The organism is Corynebacterium sp. MSK195 (assembly GCF_030228885.1).
Lineage (GTDB): Bacteria > Actinomycetota > Actinomycetes > Mycobacteriales > Mycobacteriaceae > Corynebacterium.
The window spans coordinates 65,414-84,930 of sequence record NZ_JASPGT010000004.1; the positions used below are offsets into that span (position 1 = coordinate 65,414).

The 19,517-nt window shown below is 57.1% G+C and carries 18 protein-coding genes and 1 tRNA gene; 10 read left to right on the forward strand and 9 right to left on the reverse strand.

From position 1 onward, the window contains the following. The first annotated feature begins 114 nt into the window (after nt 1–114). Nucleotides 115–1,500 carry an anaerobic C4-dicarboxylate transporter gene (locus QP909_RS05470; protein ID WP_284766442.1) on the forward strand — a complete coding sequence of 462 codons (1,386 nt, stop codon included), beginning with the start codon at nt 115–117 and terminating at the stop codon, nt 1,498–1,500. On the opposite strand, the gene QP909_RS05475 is transcribed toward QP909_RS05470, so the two are convergent. Beyond that, the gene (locus tag QP909_RS05475; RefSeq protein WP_284766443.1) at nt 1,497–2,303 is read right to left on the reverse strand and encodes a class I SAM-dependent methyltransferase; all 807 of its coding nucleotides are present in this window, start codon (nt 2,301–2,303) and stop codon (nt 1,497–1,499) included. The two genes, QP909_RS05470 and QP909_RS05475, sit on opposite strands and share 4 nt — an antisense overlap. Before the next feature lie 127 nt (nt 2,304–2,430). Between QP909_RS05475 and QP909_RS05480 the strand changes: the two genes are divergently transcribed. The 3 genes from QP909_RS05480 to QP909_RS05490 all read left to right on the forward strand — a co-directional run bounded on the left by QP909_RS05480 (nt 2,431) and on the right by QP909_RS05490 (nt 6,469). Next, nucleotides 2,431–3,771 carry an ABC transporter transmembrane domain-containing protein gene (locus tag QP909_RS05480; protein ID WP_350309217.1) on the forward strand — a complete coding sequence of 447 codons (1,341 nt, stop codon included), beginning with the start codon at nt 2,431–2,433 and terminating at the stop codon, nt 3,769–3,771. Then, complete coding sequence (locus QP909_RS05485; protein WP_284766585.1) at nt 3,771–5,513, forward strand: ABC transporter ATP-binding protein; 1,743 nt, start codon at nt 3,771–3,773, stop codon at nt 5,511–5,513. Before QP909_RS05480 ends, QP909_RS05485 begins: the two co-directional genes overlap by 1 nt. Before the next feature lie 131 nt (nt 5,514–5,644). Continuing rightward, nucleotides 5,645–6,469 (forward strand): CE1 family esterase, encoded by an 825-nt coding sequence (locus QP909_RS05490; protein ID WP_502868611.1) that lies wholly within the window; start codon nt 5,645–5,647, stop codon nt 6,467–6,469. Here QP909_RS05490 and QP909_RS05495 read toward each other — a convergent pair. Then, the gene (locus QP909_RS05495; protein ID WP_284766445.1) at nt 6,466–7,725 is read right to left on the reverse strand and encodes a site-specific DNA-methyltransferase; all 1,260 of its coding nucleotides are present in this window, start codon (nt 7,723–7,725) and stop codon (nt 6,466–6,468) included. The genes QP909_RS05490 and QP909_RS05495 overlap by 4 nt on opposite strands. 335 nt (nt 7,726–8,060) lie before the next feature. Between QP909_RS05495 and QP909_RS05500 the strand changes: the two genes are divergently transcribed. Together QP909_RS05500 and QP909_RS05505 are read left to right on the forward strand one after the other, a co-directional pair. Then, on the forward strand, nt 8,061–8,234 hold the full coding sequence (locus tag QP909_RS05500) for an antitoxin (protein ID WP_284766446.1): 174 nt from the start codon (nt 8,061–8,063) through the stop codon (nt 8,232–8,234). A gap of 203 nt (nt 8,235–8,437) precedes the next feature. Then, the gene (locus QP909_RS05505; RefSeq protein WP_284766447.1) at nt 8,438–9,820 is read left to right on the forward strand and encodes a TetR/AcrR family transcriptional regulator; all 1,383 of its coding nucleotides are present in this window, start codon (nt 8,438–8,440) and stop codon (nt 9,818–9,820) included. Nucleotides 9,821–9,860: 40 nt separating this feature from the next. Here QP909_RS05505 and QP909_RS05510 read toward each other — a convergent pair whose 3' ends face one another. The 4 genes from QP909_RS05510 to QP909_RS05525 are packed head-to-tail and all read right to left on the reverse strand — an operon-like array spanning nt 9,861 to nt 13,361. Further along, nucleotides 9,861–10,469, reverse strand: a complete 609-nt coding sequence (locus QP909_RS05510) for a response regulator transcription factor (protein WP_284766448.1) — start codon at nt 10,467–10,469, stop codon at nt 9,861–9,863. Further along, nucleotides 10,462–11,607, reverse strand: coding sequence for a sensor histidine kinase (locus QP909_RS05515; RefSeq protein WP_284766449.1), 1,146 nt, complete (start codon nt 11,605–11,607; stop codon nt 10,462–10,464). Before QP909_RS05515 ends, QP909_RS05510 begins: the two co-directional genes overlap by 8 nt. Then, nucleotides 11,607–12,398 carry an ABC transporter permease gene (locus QP909_RS05520; RefSeq protein WP_284766450.1) on the reverse strand — a complete coding sequence of 264 codons (792 nt, stop codon included), beginning with the start codon at nt 12,396–12,398 and terminating at the stop codon, nt 11,607–11,609. Before QP909_RS05520 ends, QP909_RS05515 begins: the two co-directional genes overlap by 1 nt. Before the next feature lie 39 nt (nt 12,399–12,437). Next, nucleotides 12,438–13,361: an ABC transporter ATP-binding protein gene (locus QP909_RS05525; protein ID WP_284766451.1), complete on the reverse strand. Its 924-nt coding sequence runs from the start codon at nt 13,359–13,361 to the stop codon at nt 12,438–12,440. 91 nt (nt 13,362–13,452) lie between these two features. On the opposite strand from QP909_RS05525, the gene QP909_RS05530 reads away from it, so the two are divergent. Further along, nucleotides 13,453–14,025, forward strand: a complete 573-nt coding sequence (locus QP909_RS05530; protein WP_284766452.1) for a cadmium resistance transporter — start codon at nt 13,453–13,455, stop codon at nt 14,023–14,025. A 49-nt stretch (nt 14,026–14,074) separates the two neighbouring features. Here the strand turns inward: QP909_RS05530 and QP909_RS05535 are convergent. The 3 genes from QP909_RS05535 to QP909_RS05545 form a co-directional block, all read right to left on the reverse strand. After that, nucleotides 14,075–14,148, reverse strand: a tRNA-Pro gene (locus tag QP909_RS05535). A 71-nt stretch (nt 14,149–14,219) separates the two neighbouring features. Beyond that, on the reverse strand, nt 14,220–14,609 hold the full coding sequence (locus QP909_RS05540; protein ID WP_284766453.1) for a YchJ family protein: 390 nt from the start codon (nt 14,607–14,609) through the stop codon (nt 14,220–14,222). Then, nucleotides 14,609–15,766 (reverse strand): alpha/beta hydrolase family protein, encoded by a 1,158-nt coding sequence (locus QP909_RS05545; RefSeq protein ID WP_284766454.1) that lies wholly within the window; start codon nt 15,764–15,766, stop codon nt 14,609–14,611. The genes QP909_RS05540 and QP909_RS05545 overlap by 1 nt, the downstream gene beginning before the upstream one ends. Nucleotides 15,767–15,853: 87 nt before the next feature. Between QP909_RS05545 and secA2 the strand changes: the two genes are divergently transcribed. The 3 genes from secA2 (at nt 15,854) to ftsR (ending at nt 19,510) form a co-directional block, all read left to right on the forward strand. Next, a complete protein-coding gene (secA2, locus tag QP909_RS05550; protein ID WP_284766455.1) occupies nt 15,854–18,145 on the forward strand; it encodes an accessory Sec system translocase SecA2 in 2,292 nt (763 codons plus the stop codon). Between the two features lie 85 nt (nt 18,146–18,230). Further along, nucleotides 18,231–18,665, forward strand: a complete 435-nt coding sequence (gene odhI, locus QP909_RS05555; RefSeq protein ID WP_284766457.1) for an oxoglutarate dehydrogenase inhibitor Odhl — start codon at nt 18,231–18,233, stop codon at nt 18,663–18,665. Between the two features lie 98 nt (nt 18,666–18,763). Next, nucleotides 18,764–19,510, forward strand: coding sequence for a transcriptional regulator FtsR (gene ftsR / locus QP909_RS05560; RefSeq protein WP_284766458.1), 747 nt, complete (start codon nt 18,764–18,766; stop codon nt 19,508–19,510). Nucleotides 19,511–19,517: the final 7 nt, after the last annotated feature.

Sequence of the window (19,517 nt, forward strand, 5' to 3'; positions counted from 1 at the left end):
ATTTTTACACCGGACACGGTGTGAGAATTCGCTCGCCTTTCCGTTTATGTCCGGTTATGTGGGGCCGGATAGGATATAACCAGTTAATCATTCTCTCGTGATGGAAGGCTCAGCATGCTAGCCAGCGTAATTGCGCCAGATTCAATTCTGGCCATCGTGCTCCAGGTCATCATCATCCTCAGCGCCCTGCTATTGGGCACTCGTTATGGTGGCATCGGATTAGGACTTATTTCCGGCATCGGTTTGATGCTCATGGTTTTTGTCTTCGGCCTCGCCCCGGGCGAGCCGCCGGTATCCGTGATGCTGACCATCATTGCGGTCATCGGCTGCGCCGCCACCTTGCAACAGGCGCGCGGTCTAGAAGTGATGATGCAATTTGCCGAGAAGTTTCTCCGCGCCCACCCAGAGCGCATCACCATCCTCGCGCCGCTGACCACTTGGTTCCTGACGGTACTGTGCGGTACGGGTCACGTCGTGTACACGATGTTTCCGATCATCGAGGATATTGCCCTGAAGAAGGGCATCCGCCCAGAGCGCCCCATGGCTGTGGCATCGACGTCGGCTCAGATGGGTATTACGGCCTCGCCAGTGTCTGTGGCCACCGTATCCCTAGCGTCCATCATCGCGGAAAACGCCGGCGCTATCGATCACGCCTATTCTATTCCGCAGATTCTCATGGTGGCTATGCCCGCCTCGCTTGCCGGTGTCATTCTTGCCTCGCTGTGGTCGCTGCGCCGAGGAAAGGACTTGGATGAGGACCCGGCATTCCAGGAGCGCATGAAGGACCCGGAGTTTGCAGAAAGCATTCACCAGTCCACCGGGTCGCTCATGGATGAGGAATTTTCGCCAGAAGCAAAGCGTGCGGTGGTTATCTTCCTCGTGGCTATCGCCAGCGTGGTGGCACTCGGTGCGTTCGAATTCCTGCGCCCGCTCGTCCCAGGCGATGATGGGGAGTTGAGCCCGCTTTCGATGAACCTGGTTATCCAAATGGTCATGCTTGTTGCCGGCGCAATCATCCTGCTCAGCTGCAAGCCAGACCCGAAGAAAATCGCTTCCACGCCAGTGTTTAAGGCCGGTATGACCGCAGTATTTTCGGTCTTTGGTGTGGCATGGATGGCAGATACCTTCTTCCAAGCCCATATCGATGCCCTGGAGTCCAACCTCGGGTCCGTGGTGGAGGCCGCCCCGTGGGCCTACGCGGTGGTATTGGTCATCGTGTCCAAACTGGTTAACTCCCAGGCCGCCGCCCTGGTTGCCATCGCTCCGATCGGCCTGCAGCTGGGAATTGACCCCGCCATTATCGTTGGTTTCTATGGCGCAGCATATGGCTACTTCATCTTGCCAACCTACCCTTCGGACCTGGCCTGCATCGGCTTCGACCGCACGGGCACCACCCACATTGGCAAGTTCGTCATCAACCACTCCTTCCTTGTCCCTGGCGCCATCTCGGTGTTCACCTCCTGCGTAGTGGGCTCGCTATTGGCGCAGGTCCTGCTCTAATCCGAATTCCGTACCAGCACGAAGGCATCTGTGCGGTACGGGATGCGTAGTTTTTGCCCCGGCTTAAACTCCATGTGCTCGTAGAGGTACCAATCCAGGTTGTGGGTCATGCGTTCATGGATGGCCTCGCCATTGCGTAGCCAATAGGATCGGGTGTGCATCAGCTGGTGAAGCTGCTCCGGGGTTAGTTCGTTCTCCCAGGTCAAGCGCAGCTCGTGGTCTAAAGACCACGGCTCCGTGTAGTTCGGATAAAAGCCTGGTTTATGTACATCCCCGGAGTGCATGATGCGAGAAAGCCGCAGGACCCAGGGGTCCGCGTTGACATCAAGCGTGTTCCACACCAGGAGAATCTTCCCGCCCGGCGCGAGGACGCGGTCAAGCTCTGCGCAGGCGGCTGGCACGTCGACCCAGTGCCAGGTTTGGGCGAGGCAGGCGGCGTCTAGGGAGGCGTCGGCAAGCGCGGTGTTTTCGGCCGTAGCACGAAGGACTGGCAGGCGGAGGTGGGCTGCGAGAATTCCAGCCATATCGCCGGAAGGCTCCAGAGCCAAAACCCGAGGATTGGGTAGGGACTCGGTGAGTTTTCCAGTACCGGCACCAATATCGGCAACGGTATGGGCGTCAGCGATAAGGGCAGAAACCTCGTCCGGATAGCCGGGGCGCACATCGTGATAGGTGCTCGCGCCGCGGCGGAAGGCCTGGGCGGAAGCGGTGCGTTGCGCGGCATCGCGGAAGCCGGGGCCTTGTCTAGTGGAGGCCTTGCGGTAGCTAGGGAAGTGGCTGGGATCGGGGCGGCGAGTCGTCATAGCCCATCTAACCTACCCCGAATTAGAATGGCTGCCTATGAGGACACTTCCTGCACCATCAGATCCCAGGTGGCTGCTAAAGACTGTCTTTTCTCGTCCATCCCTCACTGTGCCGGCCGCACTCTGCATGGCTGTATCTTTTCTGCTTAACGGATCGACTCCAGTGATCGTGGGACATGCCATTGATCAAGCTGTGTCGAAAGGATCCGTTGAGCGATTAGGCATGTGGCTGGTGGTATTGGGGGCAGCTTTTGGTCTTAATGCCATAGCCGCATGGTTCGGACGCGGCCTTAACGCGCGAGCCATGCTAGTAATTGGGCACGATGTTCGCATGGCCATCACGGATAGGATTCAGGATCCGCGGGGCATCGCAGGCGAGCCTCGCAGCGCCGGCGAGCTGCTTTCCATCGCCTCCACAGACGCACGGCGCGTGCAGAATGCGGTGATGATGACGGTTTTCCCCGTCGCTGAGATCACCGCCATTGTGTATGTGGCGATCATGGCTAGCCGTATTAACCTGCCTTTAGGCATTGCCATTTTGTGTGGCGGGCCGTTAATGGTGTGGGGCTCAGTGCGCGCGGCAAAGCCTCTGCGTACGCGTTCCGGAATCCGCCAAGCGGCGTTGGCGAAGGCCAGCTCCATGGCCACCGATGTGGTCCAAGGCCTGCGGATCCTTAAGGGCCTGGGTGCTGTAGCCACAGTGAGTAGGCGTTATTCCGCGGTGTCGGGTGCCGCCTATGCGCGAACGGTAGAAGCCAATGGTGCCCAAGCCCGACTTAATGCGGCTACGGAGATTTTGGGCTCGGTATATGTCATTGCAGTGGGTATTGGTGCAGGAATGATGGCTATGCGCTCCATGATTAGCGTAGGTGAACTCATTACGGTCATCGGCCTTACGCAGTTCATTATCACGCCGATGACGATGCTGGGCCGCAACATCGCCTCGCGGTGGGCGGCCGCACAGGCAAGCGCTGAGCGCATTATCGCCGTCCTCGCCGCTCCCGGGGTGGAGAAGAGTGAACCGCAGGTTCCGGCCCTCGCCCCTGGGATCAACGTGGTGCCCGAGCCTGTTCCAGAGGATCTCGTCTTCTTGCCGCGCGAGCGATTCCTGGTTGTTCCACACGAAACCATGCTTTTTGAGGGGACCGTGGGGGACAATATTCATCCGGATAGCGCGAGTGCACAACGAGCCCTCTTCGTGGCTGCAGGGGAAGATATCCCGGGCGGGTTGGACCGTGAGGTGGGAGAAGGCGGCCGAAATCTCTCCGGCGGACAGCAACAGCGCGTGGCGCTTGCACGAGCCATTGCGGCGGACGCGGAGATCCTAGTTTTAGCCGATCCCACAACCGCCGTGGACTCGGTGACCGAGCAGGAAATTGCCCAGCGGGTGGCGCATCACCGCGGGCCTAAGCCCACGCTTGTCTTCACCACTTCGCCGGCGTGGGCAGCAGTGGGGGCGCAGCTATGATGCGGTTTCCTACGGCCTCCTGGCCCCAAGTGCGTAAGGAAGTGGGCCGCCAGCTTTCCGACTTCCCCGGTGCCCGCCCCCAAGCCGCAGCGGCCTTGGCCTTGCTTACCGCAGGCGCCGGCAGCAATGTAGCGATCCCCATCCTGTTGGGAAAGATCGTTGACGCTGTCATTGATCAAGGCGCCATTGTGCCCATCGGTATCTCGCTGGTACTGTTGGCCGCGGTCTCGGCACTGTTTTCCGCTGCGGGGTTCTATGTCCTTTCGCGCCTGAGCGAAAAAGTGATCTCCGCTTTGCGGGAAGATATGGTCTCTACCGCTCTTCGCCTGCCTACTCACCGGGTGGAGGAAGCCGGCACTGGGGATTTGGTCTCTCGCTCTACCGATGATGTAGCAGAACTATCGGCTGCCGTAACCGAGACCGTCCCCGTGCTTACGAAATCTGCCTTCGCCATCGCAACCACTGGGGTGGCACTAGTCAGCCTCAATTGGCAATACCTACTGGTAGTAGGTGCAGTTACGCCGTTATATTTCATTGCTGCGCGCCAGTACCTGCAGCGCGCTCCGCAGCGCTATACCGACGAACGCGCTGCCATGGCGGAACGGGCACGCAGGCTCCTAGAGGCAATTCGAGGGCGAGAGACTGTGCGCGCCTTTGGCATGGAAAACCAGATGCATGCCGGTATTGAACGTGCCTCCGCACAGGTGGTGGACAAAGGCTACGCCGCGCGAAGGACAATGATGGTCCTACAGCTATGGATGACGGGCATCGAGTTAATAATGCTGGCCTGCGGGTTGCTCGTCAGCTTTTGGGTGGTGCAGGCTGGGGCGCTCACCGTTGGCGCAGTCACCGCGGCGATGCTCCTTCTCATTCGCTTGCGGGGTCCGCTCATGGGATTGATGCGAGTAATCGATACCATTCAATCCGGCTATTCCTCCCTGTCTCGGATAGTTGGGGTGGTTATGGATCCGCCACGGGCGGTGCCAGACTTTGGCGCCCCGTCTCCACGTGGAGTTGCCGAATTAAAAGAAGTGAGCTTCAGCTACGAAGACGGCGGCTGGGCCGTGAGGGACATAAACCTTAAGTTTCCCGCTGGGCACACCATAGCTTTAGTGGGAGCCTCTGGTGCAGGAAAGACCACGGTCGCTGCTCTTTTGGCCGGACTGCGAGTCCCGGCTACCGGAACAGTCTTGGTGGACGGAGTAGAGGTATCGGCCCTTTCTGATTCCGAAAGGGTGGCGCGTTTAGCGATGATTTCCCAAGAGGTTCACGTATTCTCAGGAACCCTGCGCGAAGATTTGTCCTTGGCCGCCCCGCAAGCTTCAGACGCACAAATGGAAGATGCACTACAGCGCGTCGGCGCACAGTGGTATTCGCAGTTAGAGGAGGGCCTAGATACAGTCATTGGCGCTCGGGGAATCCACCTTGACCCAGTAGCAGCGCAGCAGCTTGCGCTGGCGCGAATATTGCTTTTAGATCCCCAGATCGTCATCATGGATGAGGCCACCGCAGAGGCCGGATCGGTGGGGGCGGAAGCTCTGGAAGAAGCCGCGACAGAGGTCACCCGTGGGCGAACAGCACTGGTAGTGGCGCACCGACTAGACCAAGCCGCACGAGCCGATAGCATCGCCGTAATGGACAACGGGCGGGTGGTGGAGCAAGGCAGTCACCACGAACTGTTAGATTATGGTGGCCGCTATAAGCAACTATGGACCGCATGGCAGAAGGGACGACAAAGATGAACGCGAGGTCGCTACGGGCCCTGGTTGGTGCGGTAGCAGTGAGTTTCCTTGCGGTTGCCGGCGCATCATGTTCGGCCGATTCGCCCGACTCCGCGCCCCCAGCAGTCCCAACTGAGACGAAAAACCTAGGGATTCCAACCTCTGCACCGCTAAGCGGACCCGAGCCAGGAAGCTATACCACCGTTAATCTGCCATCGGGGCGCTCCTTTATCCTTAGCTTGCCCAAGGACTACATGGGGGATAAAAAGTGGCCCATCGTCCTGGCTTTTCCAGGCTGGGGACAATCTGCCGAGAATCTCCGCGGCTATTCCCGCCTCGACGCCGCTGATGCCATCACTGTTTTCGCAGAAGGTAAAAAGAAAGCTTGGAGCCCTGCTCCTTATGCCAAGACGTCAACAACAGAAGATAAAAAATTTGTTCGCGACATCATTGATGCCGTTCGAGCAACGTATCGGGTAGATGACTCCCGGATTTTTGCTACCGGCATGTCGAACGGCGGCGGGTTTGCCGCCTACCTGGCCTGCCAGATGCCCGATGTTTTTAAGTCCGTGGCTACCGTTTCCGCTGCCTACTACAAAGATATTCTTAAAGACTGTGCTCATTCCCCCGTGGGTCGATTGGATATTCACGGCACCGTGGACCCCGTGGTGGGTTACTACGGTGGAACGCGCCATAAGACCAAGTACTATTCCGTGGAATCGGTGCTGGAACAGGACCGTAAGCGCAATGGTTGCTCTACCAAGGTCGATACGACCCGCCTAGTCAACAATGCACTCGATATGAAGTGGAGCGGCTGTACCGCACCGCTGGAACACATCCGTATCGCCGGAGGCTCACACGTATGGCCTGGTGGTACAGCGGACGCGCACAATGAGGTAGGCAAATTCTTCGCTACCGACCGCGTCCTAGACTTCTTCGGCATTCCCGGTCGCCCGTCCGGTACCGCACAGACTTAGTCCTGGCGATAGACCTGAAAGGATGCGCCTGGGACCTTGCGCACCCTTTCAATGCAAATATCTGCCACGGTAGAAAAGCCCGCGCGATGAGCAGCGCTACGCGGGGAGGTTGGCTCTGGAATTTGCACAAGGTGAAAAGACCGAGTGCCCCCATAGTCGTTATTGAGTTCAACTACCGCCTGTGCAGTGGTGCCGGAGCCCGCAAAAAAGTCAAGGACGCGCGCATCCTTTCCACCCGCAATGGAAATGAGGTGCTTAATCAAGCGCACCGGTTTGGGAAACTCGAAAACGCCCTCTATCCCCATGACGTCTTCAGCATCACGCCTGCCAGTGCGGGTCACCCCAAAGCGCTCGCCGTCCAAGATGGAGCGTGGGCGCGCTCCCACCTTCTGATAGTTCTTGGTATAAACAAACCCTCGGCGGAAGACGAGCTCATCGAAGCGCTGTTCAACCTTTTCCCGGCCCCAGCGCCAACGGGCGACTTTTTCTTTTCCCACCGGCTGGTCCGGCCAGTATTCCTTGCCGTCGGGGCCGGAGATAGGGAAGTCGAGGGAGGGAAGGTACCCGAGGGTCTTAGAGTCCAAACGCACCAAGGAGTACTTCCCCTTGTCATCCTCATGGTTGTATTTGGTGGAAGTATGGCCCTGGAGATCGACATTGAAACCGGGATTTTCAGGAGTCCGAGCGTAGCTCAGAATATATTCGTGCTCTACCACCGCGTACTTAGAATCATTCTTGCCGGTGCCGGCTTTTTTCCAAATCAATTGGCCGGCAAAGCACTCCTCTCCAAAAACTTCATCGAGTACCTTGCGGGTATTGGCTACTTCGTCCTCTCCAATGGATACGAAAATAAAACCATTTGTTGACAATACTTGCCGGGCCAAGATGAGCCGGGGAAGCATCATAGATAACCATTGCGAGTGCCACTCTGCATAGCTCCCCGAGCGCATCTGCCGGCGCAAACGGTAATTGTCGCGGTAGACAAAGTCTTTGCCGGTGTTATAGGGAGGGTCTATGTAAATGACGTCAAAGAGCTCTCCACGGCTGGCAAGTTCCTGAAGTACTGGAAGATTATCTGCGGCAATAATCGCGTTGTCCGCACCGACAGCTGTACTGAGTGCAGAATCACGCGTGAAATGGCGTGGCAGAGGGGTGCTAGCTGCTGCTCGAGCTGCCTCCTTGCCCGGCCATACTAAGCCAAAGAATTCCATGCCCGTCTCCGGAGTAGATGGTCGCGCTGGGTTAGTGGAAGCCATGGTGCAGTGCCTTCGTCGGAGAATCGTCGATACCGTCTAACGCTATCATTTGCAAGACTTAGGAAAATTGGCCTTTGGCTAAAATACTTCACTGCTTTTCTTTAAGCATAGCTAGGGCCGGGCTAAAGCAGCAGGCCCTATTGGGTGCTCGTTAGGCTGCGGGGGTGTCCGCATACCCCTGAGGGCAACTTGGATATGGAGTAGTAAAACTTATTTGGTCTAGTGACCTAAAGAACTTTTCGGTGGCATGTTGGCTCAAGTGTCGGTACGTTGGGGTGTGTTGCCGGACACGGCAGCTTTTAGATAAAGCTAGAACTAGAAGAAAGGATAACCACATGGGTATCTTCGATAAGGCAAAGGACGCACTGAACTCCGACAAGGGCGAAGAGCTCAGCGACAAGGGCCTGGACAAGGCAGCTGATGTAGCTAAGGGCAAGCTCGGCGAGGACAAGGCTGACCAGATCGACAAGGCTCGTGACGCAGCTGACGGCAAGATCGGCAACGAGTAAATAGCTTCGCCCGCTTATAGGGCGAATGGCTACCTTCTATTTTGGCCCCGAGCCCGCAAGGGCTGGGGCCAAAGCTATATAAAGACCAGCGACATAAAGCTGGCAAAGGTCTATATAGGCGCTCCCACCTTTTCGTGGGTGACTCAACTTATAAAGTGAACGTATCCCAAGCAATTTTGCATGAAATCGCTAGGATTATATTTGTGAACAATCTTGAAGGCACCGTTTCCCATGCGGGCTCCACTAAGCAGCGCTTGCTGGAACAAAGTGCCCGTATCCTGGCTAAGGGCGGGCGCGACGCTTTAAAGGTTTGTGCTGTGGCGGAGCAGATCGCTGTTCCAGTCGATGAAGCTAAGTCTTTCTTTGAAGATGACCACGACCTTTACATTCAGACCAGCCGGTTCTTGGATGAGCGTCTCCGAGTAGCGGCCTACGATGCACTCGATAAATTGCCGGATGACGCGACCGCGATTCAGAAACTTCGCGAGTCTGCCAAGGTCTACTTCAACTTGGCTGTTGATAACCCCACTTACTTCGCCGCCTATAACAACTGTGAGACGGCAACGAGCTTTCCCAACTTTGAGGACGGCATCGAAGAGGCGAAAAGCTTTGATGCCTTCCCGCCCACCTTCCGCTGGATTCTTGAACACATGCGGGAAGCCGCCATTGCAGCACGCGGCGATTTTGATCACCGCTTGGTAGTGCTCCAAGCCCTTACTTTCCTGTCTGAGTTGCAGGGTATTACTCACTTGGCCACGTTCGGCATTATGCGTCATCTCTCGCCCACGGCGAAGAAGCAGACCTTCAATGCTTGCATTGAGACTTTATTTTCTGGGTTGGAAGATAGCTTGCGTGACGGGGAGATTGCGCCCTTTGAACCGCTAGCACTCGTTGGCGATCCAGCGGAACCGATTACTACAGCAGCAAAGGACATGCCAAAGTCTACGGCTGAGGAAAAGCGTGCAGCCATCTTCCGTGGTGCGGCCGAAGAGATTGTCTATAACGGTCTGCCTAGCTTGCATCTCGGCTCAGCTGCTGCCCGAGCAGGCGTAGATTTGGCAGACGCAGAGCATCTTTTCGATGGTAATTCTCACCTGCTGCGTTCTTTGGAAGAGTCTTTGGATGAAGCCAATACGCTAGCGATCATGCGCCAGAACCAGGCCGTGCCAGAAGGATCCCACGGGCTGGATTATATTAAGGCAACCGGATTCGGATATTTGGAGTATGCGCTGGAAGACCCCGTCGGCTTCGTCGCCCTTATCGAGGTATCAAGCCGCTCGATTGTCCCCGTCTCTTTCGATGAACCCGGCGATACTGAACAGCCATTTGATATGGGTAAGGCCTTTACCTACATCATGAATCTGGTGCGCGATGCCATTTCCGAGTCGAATGGGCCACGATCTCCATGGATTCTCTTTACCCAGATTGCGGCGCTGTGGGCCTCCATCCACGGCCTCTCGCAGTTGAGTACTGTAGGAGCCCTGCGCTATCACTCGGCTGATTTCTACTTCAACCTAGCTTCCAAGGTGATGGACGTAGTCATTCAGGGCATGGTCAATGTTCTTGAGCTAAAGCAGCCAGAATAGGAAGCCAAGCAAAAGGGGCCGCGCAGTGGGCTTCCTTTTTCTATATCCATCCCTGGGCATGTGCAGTAGTTGCTGCTTCAAAGCGGTTCCCAGTTCCTGTCTTGGCGATGAGCGATGAGACAATATTGCGCACTGTGCCAGTGCTCAGGTGAAGATGCCCGGCAATCTGGCGGGTGTCGCTTCCCTCCAAGACATGACATGCGATCTCCTTTTCGCGTGCGGTTAGTGGATTGTCGGGCGTGAAAATAGTTTCTTGGGCCAGTGCAGGGTCGATGACCTTTAGACCGGCGTGCACTCGCCTTATGGCTTCGGCAAGTTGTTCGGGTGGGGTGTCCTTGACTACGAAGCCAGCTACGCCTGTTTCCAAAGCACGTTTGACGTAGCCACTGCGCCCAAAGGTCGTGACAATCAGGCTGCGGCAACCCGTGCCCTCAAGTTCAGCGGCCGCATCAAGACCGTTCTTACCGGGCATTTCAATATCAAGTAGCGCAACGTCGACGCCATGCTTGGCGACGAGCCCCGCAACCTCCGCGCCCGTTGCACACTCAGCCACAACGCTGATATCTGGCTCTGTCTCCAAGAGGGCAACTAGCGCCCCACGCACCAATGATTGGTCCTCAGCAATGAGAACTCGGATGGGATCAGTCATTGCCTGAGCCTCCGGCGGTAGTAAGAGGAAGAAAGTCCGTATCGCCATTCATAGTAACCAAGGCCAGAGTACAGCCCTTGCGGCGCGCAAAAAGCAGCTGTCCCCCAGCATCTGTTATACGTTTGCGCAAACCGACAATCCCACCGTGGGCACGAGAAAGACTTTCGTCAGCGTCAAACCCGCAGCCATCGTCTACCACTTGGAGTTGGTGGTCTGTCACCTGAACCCAACAGTGCGCTGCGCCTGAGTGCCGGACCACGTTTGTGGTTAGCTCACGCAGGGCCCAGGAAAATTCGGCGTCGTAAAGCCCAGCGCTTTTGGCCGCAGAGGGCAAGTACGACTCAATGCCGGCAGTGTCGAGAGCCCTGTAAGTCGCGTGGATTTCCCCTTCAAAAGTGGGCATGCGCATCCGGGTTACTGTGGAGCGGACTTCCGCCAAGCCTCTCCGAGAAAGCATGCTCACCTCCTGGAGCTCCTGCTGCGCCCGTTGCGGATCCGAATCTATTAGACGCCGGGCAAGCTCTGATTTGAGGTTGATAACGGTTAAAGAGTGGCCCAAGAGATCGTGAACATCGGTAGCGATATCCTCGCGTTGGCGTGCCAAGTCCAATTCATGCTTCAATTCAGCGCGGCTATCTTCGCGCTGGGAAAATGTACCTAGCAGCACTAGTAGTATTGGCCAGACGAAGAGGACTATCAGGGCCCAGCCGGTGCTTTCAGGAGCGAAGAACCACGTGGTGGTGGCGAGCACGGTCCCCATTAGCAGGGTAAGCGCTAATGCTCGGCGTAGAGAAAGGTTAAAGCCGATCAGCGCCGCAAGGTAGGGCACAAACGTGACGGCTATTATCCCGAAGAAACAAATTGATATCGCTGCGATGGCCGCGAGTGACACCCAGTAGAGCCCGATCCGCTGTCCTAACCGCCATCCGCGTGGGTAGTAGCCCACAGCGCCAAAAGAAAAGAAGTAGACGGCACTAAACGCTAAAGCGCACGCAGATGCCCCAATTCGTTCAGCGAGCGTCGTTCCCGGCGCGGCAAAGGTCATCACCAACCCGGGAATGAGGAAGACCAACCATACGCTGGCGAAAAGAGCGCTATTAAGGCTAAAACCGCGCCACGGATCGCGAAAGGGGCCCATTAGCGGCGCGCCTTGTCGCGGGAGCGCAGCACCAGGCAAGCGGCGAGAAAGATGGTCGTCCATACCGCGAAGTTTAACCATGCGGCCCACATGGGGTGCGACACGGTGCCTTCCTCCCCGCTAAGAAACTGCATGCCTTCTGCAAGGGGCCACTGGGCGAGCACAACCGGGCCAAAGAGGGGAGTGAAGCGGCCCAATTCCATCAGCGGCTCAGTAAGTGGAGTGAATACATTGGCGGCAAAGAGGAAGAGGACAACGGAGGTCGAGGCGATTGCGACAGAATTGTCGGTGGGCAAAGCCATGGCCCACACCAAGCCATAAAAGCCAAAGGGAATGGAAACTAGGACGCAAGCGATGAAGGCTAAAATCCACTGGGGTGGTTGCATCGAGGCTTGTGTCACGGCGCCGGTGATAAATACCGCGGTGATGGGGAGCAGTGCCTGAAAGCCGATTGATATGAGGTTTGCCCACAGAAGCTGTCGTGGGTGCAGGGGAGTGAGGGCTAATTGACGCGCCCACCCAGTCTTCGCATCTGTTACGGCGGAGCCAGCGGCAGATACGGAGCCTGCCACGCCGCCGTAAAGGGCCATGCTGATCATCTCTAAGGCGGCGAAGTTTCCTCCTTTAAAGGGGGCATCACCAAAATCCATCATGGTGCCAAAGAGGAGGTAAAAAAATACCGGCAAGATGGTGCTGAAAAAGAGGGGAGTAAGGTTGCGACGAAGGCGCAGCAGGTTGTGAGTGGCAAACCGGAGAGTGCGCGCACTGGTCGTTGCAGCTTGTGTGGTCATGGCATGTTCCTTTCGCGAAGTAGCCAACGGAGCGACGGGCTAGGACTGGGACGCTGTCAAAGCAAGAAATGCGTCCTCTAAGGAGTGTTTGCGAATAGTCAGGTCATGGGCCGTGGTGTGATTGAGAAGGTAATTCGCAAGTACATCGGAGTCACGGGTGGTCATCCGGGCGTGAGTGCCAGACAAGGAAATCTCGGCGACGGTGGGTAGCTCTTTCGCATTTAAAGGTGTGCCGTCGAACTTTGCCTCGACTATGCGCTTGCCTGACTGTTCGCGCAGTTCTGTGGCCTGAGCATCTGCGCACAGCTTTCCTTCATGCAGGAGGATTATCCTTGCTGCAAAATTGTCTGCCTCTTCGAGGTAGTGCGTAGCGAAGACAATGGTGCGTCCCTGTTCTGCTTGTCTGTGCATGGTGGACCAGAACTCGTGGCGCGCTTGAGCATCCATGCCAGCTGTAGGCTCATCGAGCAATAAAATGTGGGGATTGCCTAAAAGAGCGAGGGCGAATCGCACGCGTTGTTGCTCGCCACCAGAGCATTTTCCTACTGGGCGGTGCAGGATCCGGTCTAGGTCTGCTTGTTTGGCAACTTCTCCGATGGGAAGGGGATGGGGAAAGGTAGAGGAAATCATCTTTAGGGTGTCCAAGACTGTGAGCTCGGGTAGCAGGCCACCGGTTTGCAGCACGGCGCCAATCTGTGCCGCGCGGATCGCGGTGTGCGGTGTGTGTCCAAGCACGGAAACGCTGCCGGAGGTGGGGGTGGTAAGCCCGAGGATGAGGTCAAAAAGGGTGGTTTTGCCTGCTCCATTGGTGCCTAATAGGCCTACGATCTCGCCTTGGGCGATGCTGAAGGAAATTTCGCTGAGCGCATGGACGGGATGGGAGGATCTCGTGGCGAAGGTTTTACTGACTCCGGATACGTCTATAGCCAGCGGTTGTGCGGTTGATGGATCTGTAGTTCTCATACCTGGAAAGTATCCGTAGCCAGCAAAAATGATGAATAGGATCTGTCAGCACATTTTCATGACAAGTGTCATGACGCGGTAAGGTAGGAAAGTGCTTACTACTCTCGCAGCGGCTACTGGACTATTCGTGGCCACCAACATCGATGACATTGTGGTGTTGTCCCTCTTCTTCGCCCGTGGTGCTGGTCGCAAGGGCACGACGCCGGCGATTCTGGTAGGTCAGTATGTGGGATTTCTCGGCATACTAGCGGCCTCGGCCATTGTCGGATTGGGCTTAAATGCCGTATTACCTGAGGAATTGATTCGCTACTTTGGTCTCATTCCATTGCTTCTAGGCCTATGGGCAGCGTGGCAAGCATTCCGGGGTGAGGATGACGATGAGGATGCTTCGGGTAAGAGGCTGAGCACACTTGCGGTAGCCGGGGTGACCTTTGCCAACGGTGGCGACAATATCGGCGTCTATGTACCAGTGTTTACCACCTCTACGCCGGCTGAGGTTGCGACTTATTGCGTGGTCTTCGTAATCCTCGTGGCGCCCTTAGTGTGGGCAGCGCGGTTTGTGGCAACGCGGCCGGGCATTGCAGAAGCACTGGAAAAGTGGGAAAGCGTGCTGTTTCCCACGGTCCTCATTCTGCTGGGAATTGCGATCTTGCTTGCAGTGTAAACGCGGAATAGAAAAAGCCGGCACCTTCACGGTGCCGGCTGAATATTTGTCGGGCTAACAGGATTTGAACCTGCGACCCCTACACCCCCAGTGTAGTGCGCTACCAAACTGCGCCATAGCCCGCCGTCGAACTGTGCGACTTGTCTAGATTACATCAGTAGGATTCTACTGTGAAATTTGGGGTGTAACCTGCGCTAAAACTCGCCGCTGGAGTACACCCAAGCGCCGCCGACGCGGCGAAACGAGGAACGTTCGCGTTGTGAGCCAACGGCCGCGCCTTTATAAAAGGCCTCAAACTCCACTACGCCGGAATTATCGAGCAATCCGCCTGCTTGGGTGTCCAGGATATCGAGGCGATAAAACCGGACGGGAGAATCAGCCAAGTCGAGTGTTGCAGGGCGAGTATCGGGATCCCACGTACGGAGGAGATAGGCTTCGTCGCCAGTAACAAAGGCGCTAAAGCGCGAGCGCATGAGCGCCTCCGCGGTGGGGGCGTTGGTGCCGGCATGGTACTTGCCACAGCACTCGCCGTAGGTCAGGCCGGTGCCGCACGGGCAGCGGCGCGAGGGATCAAAGGCTGCCATTAGTGCGCGTCCACGTCCACGATGGTGACGTTGCCGAGCATGCGCTCAACATCGGTGTCCTTCGCGGCAGAGCGCAGGGCGGACTTTTCTTCCGCTGACAGTTTTCCGGCAAGCTCGATGCGGCGTTCGAAGCTAGCGGGGCCGGTTTGGGTGATGCTCACGTGGACGTCGTCAAGCGCAAGCCTCTTGCCGGCATCCTTGATTGCTTGGGTGGCGGTCGTAGCCAGCGCGGACATAACAAGGCCCTCTGCGGTAAAGCCCTTACCCTTGCCGCCATTCTTCTTCGTGCGGTCGGCACTGAGGTTGTGGTCATTATGGCGGACGACCACGCCGAATTTGGTGCCGGTGGCCGGCTGCGCAACGGCGGCGTCGGGTCCTACTTCCTCCGGGCGGTAATCAGGAACGATAAACTGCTCGGCCCACGCACCGATGAGATCCGCAGCGCGGGCTGCCGTGCCCTGCTTGGTGAGCAGGTGATCGGTCTTGTCCAGGGAAACCAAGGATTTGGGGTAGCGCGTGAGCAGGAAGATATTTTGCGCATTGTCTATGCCCACCGTCTGGTCAATGGGTGAGTGCAACACCATCAACGGCTTGCGGAGCTTGGGCAGGTACTCCTCAGGGTTGGTATCGGCCAAGTCCTCGAGGAACTTGCGGGAAATGATAAGGCCGCGGCCACCGAGGATTACTTCCACCTCTCCGTTGGCGTCGACCTCGCCAATTTTGTCCGCATAGTGAAGCACGGAGTGGGCAGGATCAAAGGGCGCGCCAATGGTGGCTACCGCCTTAAGTGATTTCATGGTGGTGGCCGCCTTCAATGCAGCGGCGCCACCGAGCGAGTGGCCCATGAGCAATTGTGGAGCAGAGTAGTTCTCCGTCAGCCAGGCGGCAGCGGCATGGATATCATCAACATTTTGGCTAAAGGTAGTATCGCCAAATTCTCCGGCGGACTGGCCAAGACCGGGAAAATCGAAACGTAAAGTGGCGATGCCGAACTCGGTGAGCTGCTTCGCGGTGCGGGCAGCACCGGGAGTGTGGCGCGAGCCGGCGAAGCAATGGGCAAAGATGGCATAGGCGATCGGGGGAGAATCCGGGAAGTCGATGGTTCCGGCCATCTCGGTTCCCCGGCTCGAAGGCAGCTTAACATTGACGGATTGCATGAGAACTACAATAACGGGCCTCTTACCCGCAAGCCATACCAGGTTGACTACAGTCGATAGGAGCAATCCAAATAAGGAGGATGAGGTATGGGCGCGTTCGATTGGTTCTGGAAAGCAATGGGCTCGCAAAGCGAGCGTAACGATAAGAAATCCAAGGCCATCGTGGGTTCAGCCGATGAAGCGGCTCGGGCATTGGGCCAGCAGGACGACGCAGCTGTAGCCCAAGCTGCACGCGATGCCGTTGCAGGCGGCGAGATTGCGGATAAGGCGCAGTTCCTCGCGGCCCTAGCAGTAGCGTGCGAGCGCACCCTAGGGATGCATCCCTTCAATGTGCAGTCCCAAGCCGTACTGCGCCTGCTTACCGGAGACGTCATCCAAATGGCCACCGGCGAAGGCAAAACTTTGGTGGGTGCCATGGCGGCTACGGGTTTCGCGTTGACTGGCAAACGCGTCCACGTTGTCACCGTCAATAACTATCTTGCCGCCCGCGACGCCGAATGGATGCGTCCTGTCGTGGAGTTCTTTGGATTGAGCGTTGCCTCGGTTACGGAGGGCATGACACCGGATGAGCGACGCGCTGCGTACGCGCAGGATATTATCTACGCACCGGTCAACGAACTGGGCTTTGATCTGCTCCGTGATAACCAAATTACTGATCGCTCCCACACGGTGCAGGCCGCCGGCGACGTTGCCCTCGTAGACGAGGCCGACTCTGTCCTAGTGGATGAGGCCCTTGTGCCCCTGGTGCTGGCCGGAAATCGGCCAGGTGAGGCCCCCACCGGGCACATCACCAATGTGGTTTCCCGTTTGCGCGAGAAGCTGGATTACTCCATCTCTGAGGACGGCCGCACCGTTCAACTGACGGAGACTGGTGCCCGCCGCGTGGAGCAGGAATTGGGCATTGATTCGCTCTATTCGGAGGAAAACATCGGCACCATCTTGGTGAAGGTTAACCTCGCCCTGCATGCAAAGGCCCTGCTTATCCGGGACATCCACTACATCGTGGTGGATGGCAAGCTGCAGCTTATCGACGCCTCCCGGGGCCGCGTCGCAGACCTACAACGCTGGCCCGACGGGCTCCAAGCGGCAGTAGAAGCCAAAGAAGGCCTCGAGGTTTCCGAAGGTGGGCGCATCCTCGACACCATCACGCTGCAAGAACTTATGCGACGTTACCCACTTGTGTGCGGCATGACGGGTACCGCGGTGGAAGCGACCGATCAGCTGCGGCAGTTCTATGATCTTCATGTATCCGTGATTGACCGCAATAAGCCGCTGCAGCGCTTTGATGAGCAAGACCGCATTTTTGCGACCGTCGATGATAAATCTGCCGCCATCGTGGAGGAAATAGCCACCATTCACGCCACGGGGCAACCCATCCTTGTGGGCACGCAGGATGTAGCCGAGTCGGAAGATCTGGCGGATGCTCTCCGCGAGCGGGGCATTGAAGTCAATGTACTCAACGCCAAAAATGATGAGCAGGAGGCACAGATCGTCGCCGAGGCCGGCGATATTGGACGCGTCACCGTCTCTACTCAGATGGCCGGGCGCGGCACCGATATTAAGCTGGGCGGTGCTAACGAAGCTGACCATGATGCAGTAGCGGAGTTAGGTGGCTTGGCGGTTATCGGTACCTCCCGCCACCGCACCGCCCGCTTGGATAACCAGTTGCGCGGCCGTGCGGGTCGGCAAGGCGATCCGGGCCTATCCCTATTCTTCGTCTCCCTCGAAGATGATGTGGTCCAGCAAGGCGGCGACGGCGAGACTGTGCGTGCTCAACCGGCAGAAGATGGGCGCATTGAATCCAAGCGAGTAAGTGATTTCGTGGCACACTGCCAGCGCGTGACCGAGGGCCAACTACTCGAAATTCATGCCCAGACCTGGAAGTATAACCAGCTCCTAGCTGATCAGCGCATCATTATTGATGAGCGCCGAGCCAAGCTGTTGGATACTGATCAAGCGTGGCAGGAACTATCCCAACGTGCTCCGGAGCGTGCAGCAGAGCTATCGGAGGTTCCAGAGGAAGCCCGCATCAAGGCCGCGCGCGAAATCATGCTGTATCACTTGGACTTGGCCTGGGCCGACCACCTAGAGCTCATGGACGATGTGCGCGAGTCGATCCATCTGCGCGCCATCGCACGGGAGACGCCAATCGACGAGTACCACCGCATTGCGGTGAGGGAGTTTAAGGACTTGGCTCAGAGGGCCGTAGACAAGTCTGTGGAGACTTTCCATACAGTGCTTATCGACGCCGCCGGGGCACACCTCGATGACGCCGGCCTCGCTCGTCCGAGTGCTACATGGACCTACATGGTGTCCGATAACCCCCTTGCGGGCAAGGGAAATTCCGTGCTGAGCGGCATCGGAAACATTTTCCGGTGAAATAATTCCCCGCGAAGGGGTCACGGATTCAAATGAGTCGCTAGTATTGTTATAAGTAACTCGTAACTAATCCCCGGAGGTAACAATGAGCGAGAACACCGGAACCCCGGAACCACAGGTAGAGACCACATCTGTATTCCGCGCAGACCTGCTCAAGGAGATGGAAAACGGCGCGAATGGCAATGATGCTACCGTTGCCGGCACCGACAATCTGGCGGAAGGTCAAGCCCTCCTCGTGGTAAAGCGTGGCCCGAACGCAGGTGCCCGCTTCTTGTTGGATCAGGCGACTACTACCGCCGGCCGCCACCCTGAGGCAGACATCTTCCTCGATGACGTTACGGTGTCCCGCCGCCACGCGGAGTTTCGCAAGAATGATGACGGCAACTTTGAGGTAGTTGATGTGGGATCCCTGAACGGAACCTACGTTAACCGCGAGCCCCGCAACACCCAGGTGCTCGAGGTGGGAGACGAAATCCAGATTGGCAAGTTCCGCTTGGTTTTCATCGCTAACCAGAGCTAATTTTTTACGTAGACTAGCCGCGCTTCCTTACTAGGAGGGGCGGTGTAGTCTACTTATGGCACGATAAGAACTTTCAGTACCCCTAAGAGATAGACACAGTGAGCGCAGCAGATTCTTCGGCAGCAGCAGTACGCCGCACCAGCCCTAAAGCTAAGAAGCCAAAGACCATGTCCATTGGCGTGGTTTTGGAAACGCTGAATCAGCAATTCCCAGATGTCACGGTGTCTAAGATTCGCTTCCTCGAATCTGAGGGGCTCATTAGTCCACAGCGCACGGCCTCTGGCTATCGCCGCTTCACCCAAGAAGACGTGGACAGACTGCGGTATATTCTCACCACTCAGCGCGATAACTATACGCCGCTGAAGGTTATCCGCGAGCAGCTAGAAGCCATGGATTCCGGCCAGGTGACCGCCATTGTTTCTGCGGGAAATGCAGAAACCCTACTCTCGCCGCAGCAGTTTAGGGCCCCTGCGGTCACGCGCCTGACTGATGTAGAGGTAGCTACCCAAGCTAGTGCCAGTGAAGATGATGTAGCTTCCTTGGTTAAATATGGCCTCATCCGCCCGGATGCCGCAGGCTTTTTCAATACCGACGACGTAGCCATTGTCTCTGCCGCGGTGGCCCTCAAAGCTTTTGGTTTTGGCGCCCGTGAACTCAAGTCCCTGCGTAATAACGCCCGCCGGCAGGCTGATTTGATTTCCCAGGCGGCAGCTCCCGTGGCACACTCAAACTCTGATACCGCGCATCAGAAGGCAGAGGAAATCTCCCAGCAAATGACCGCTCTAGTGGTCTCCTTGCACGCAACTCTGGTGAAGTCGGATCTGCGCGACGAATACCACTCCTAATACACAC

What these genes read in the sequence shown, in the direction of transcription:
- QP909_RS05520 (WP_284766450.1), bottom strand. Translation starts at nt 12,398, where the DNA reads ATGACCACACAAGCTGCAACGACCAGTGCGCGCACTCTCCGGTTTGCC.
- QP909_RS05525 (WP_284766451.1), bottom strand. Translation starts at nt 13,361, where the DNA reads ATGAGAACTACAGATCCATCAACCGCACAACCGCTGGCTATAGACGTA.
- QP909_RS05515 (WP_284766449.1), bottom strand. Translation starts at nt 11,607, where the DNA reads ATGGGCCCCTTTCGCGATCCGTGGCGCGGTTTTAGCCTTAATAGCGCT.
- QP909_RS05545 (WP_284766454.1), bottom strand. Translation starts at nt 15,766, where the DNA reads ATGCAATCCGTCAATGTTAAGCTGCCTTCGAGCCGGGGAACCGAGATG.
- QP909_RS05500 (WP_284766446.1), top strand. Translation starts at nt 8,061, where the DNA reads ATGGGTATCTTCGATAAGGCAAAGGACGCACTGAACTCCGACAAGGGC.
- QP909_RS05470 (WP_284766442.1), top strand. Translation starts at nt 115, where the DNA reads ATGCTAGCCAGCGTAATTGCGCCAGATTCAATTCTGGCCATCGTGCTC.
- QP909_RS05510 (WP_284766448.1), bottom strand. Translation starts at nt 10,469, where the DNA reads ATGACTGATCCCATCCGAGTTCTCATTGCTGAGGACCAATCATTGGTG.
- QP909_RS05485 (WP_284766585.1), top strand. Translation starts at nt 3,771, where the DNA reads ATGCGGTTTCCTACGGCCTCCTGGCCCCAAGTGCGTAAGGAAGTGGGC.
- QP909_RS05480 (WP_350309217.1), top strand. Translation starts at nt 2,431, where the DNA reads ATGGCTGTATCTTTTCTGCTTAACGGATCGACTCCAGTGATCGTGGGA.
- QP909_RS05475 (WP_284766443.1), bottom strand. Translation starts at nt 2,303, where the DNA reads ATGACGACTCGCCGCCCCGATCCCAGCCACTTCCCTAGCTACCGCAAG.
- odhI (WP_284766457.1), top strand. Translation starts at nt 18,231, where the DNA reads ATGAGCGAGAACACCGGAACCCCGGAACCACAGGTAGAGACCACATCT.
- secA2 (WP_284766455.1), top strand. Translation starts at nt 15,854, where the DNA reads ATGGGCGCGTTCGATTGGTTCTGGAAAGCAATGGGCTCGCAAAGCGAG.
- QP909_RS05495 (WP_284766445.1), bottom strand. Translation starts at nt 7,725, where the DNA reads ATGGCTTCCACTAACCCAGCGCGACCATCTACTCCGGAGACGGGCATG.
- QP909_RS05540 (WP_284766453.1), bottom strand. Translation starts at nt 14,609, where the DNA reads ATGGCAGCCTTTGATCCCTCGCGCCGCTGCCCGTGCGGCACCGGCCTG.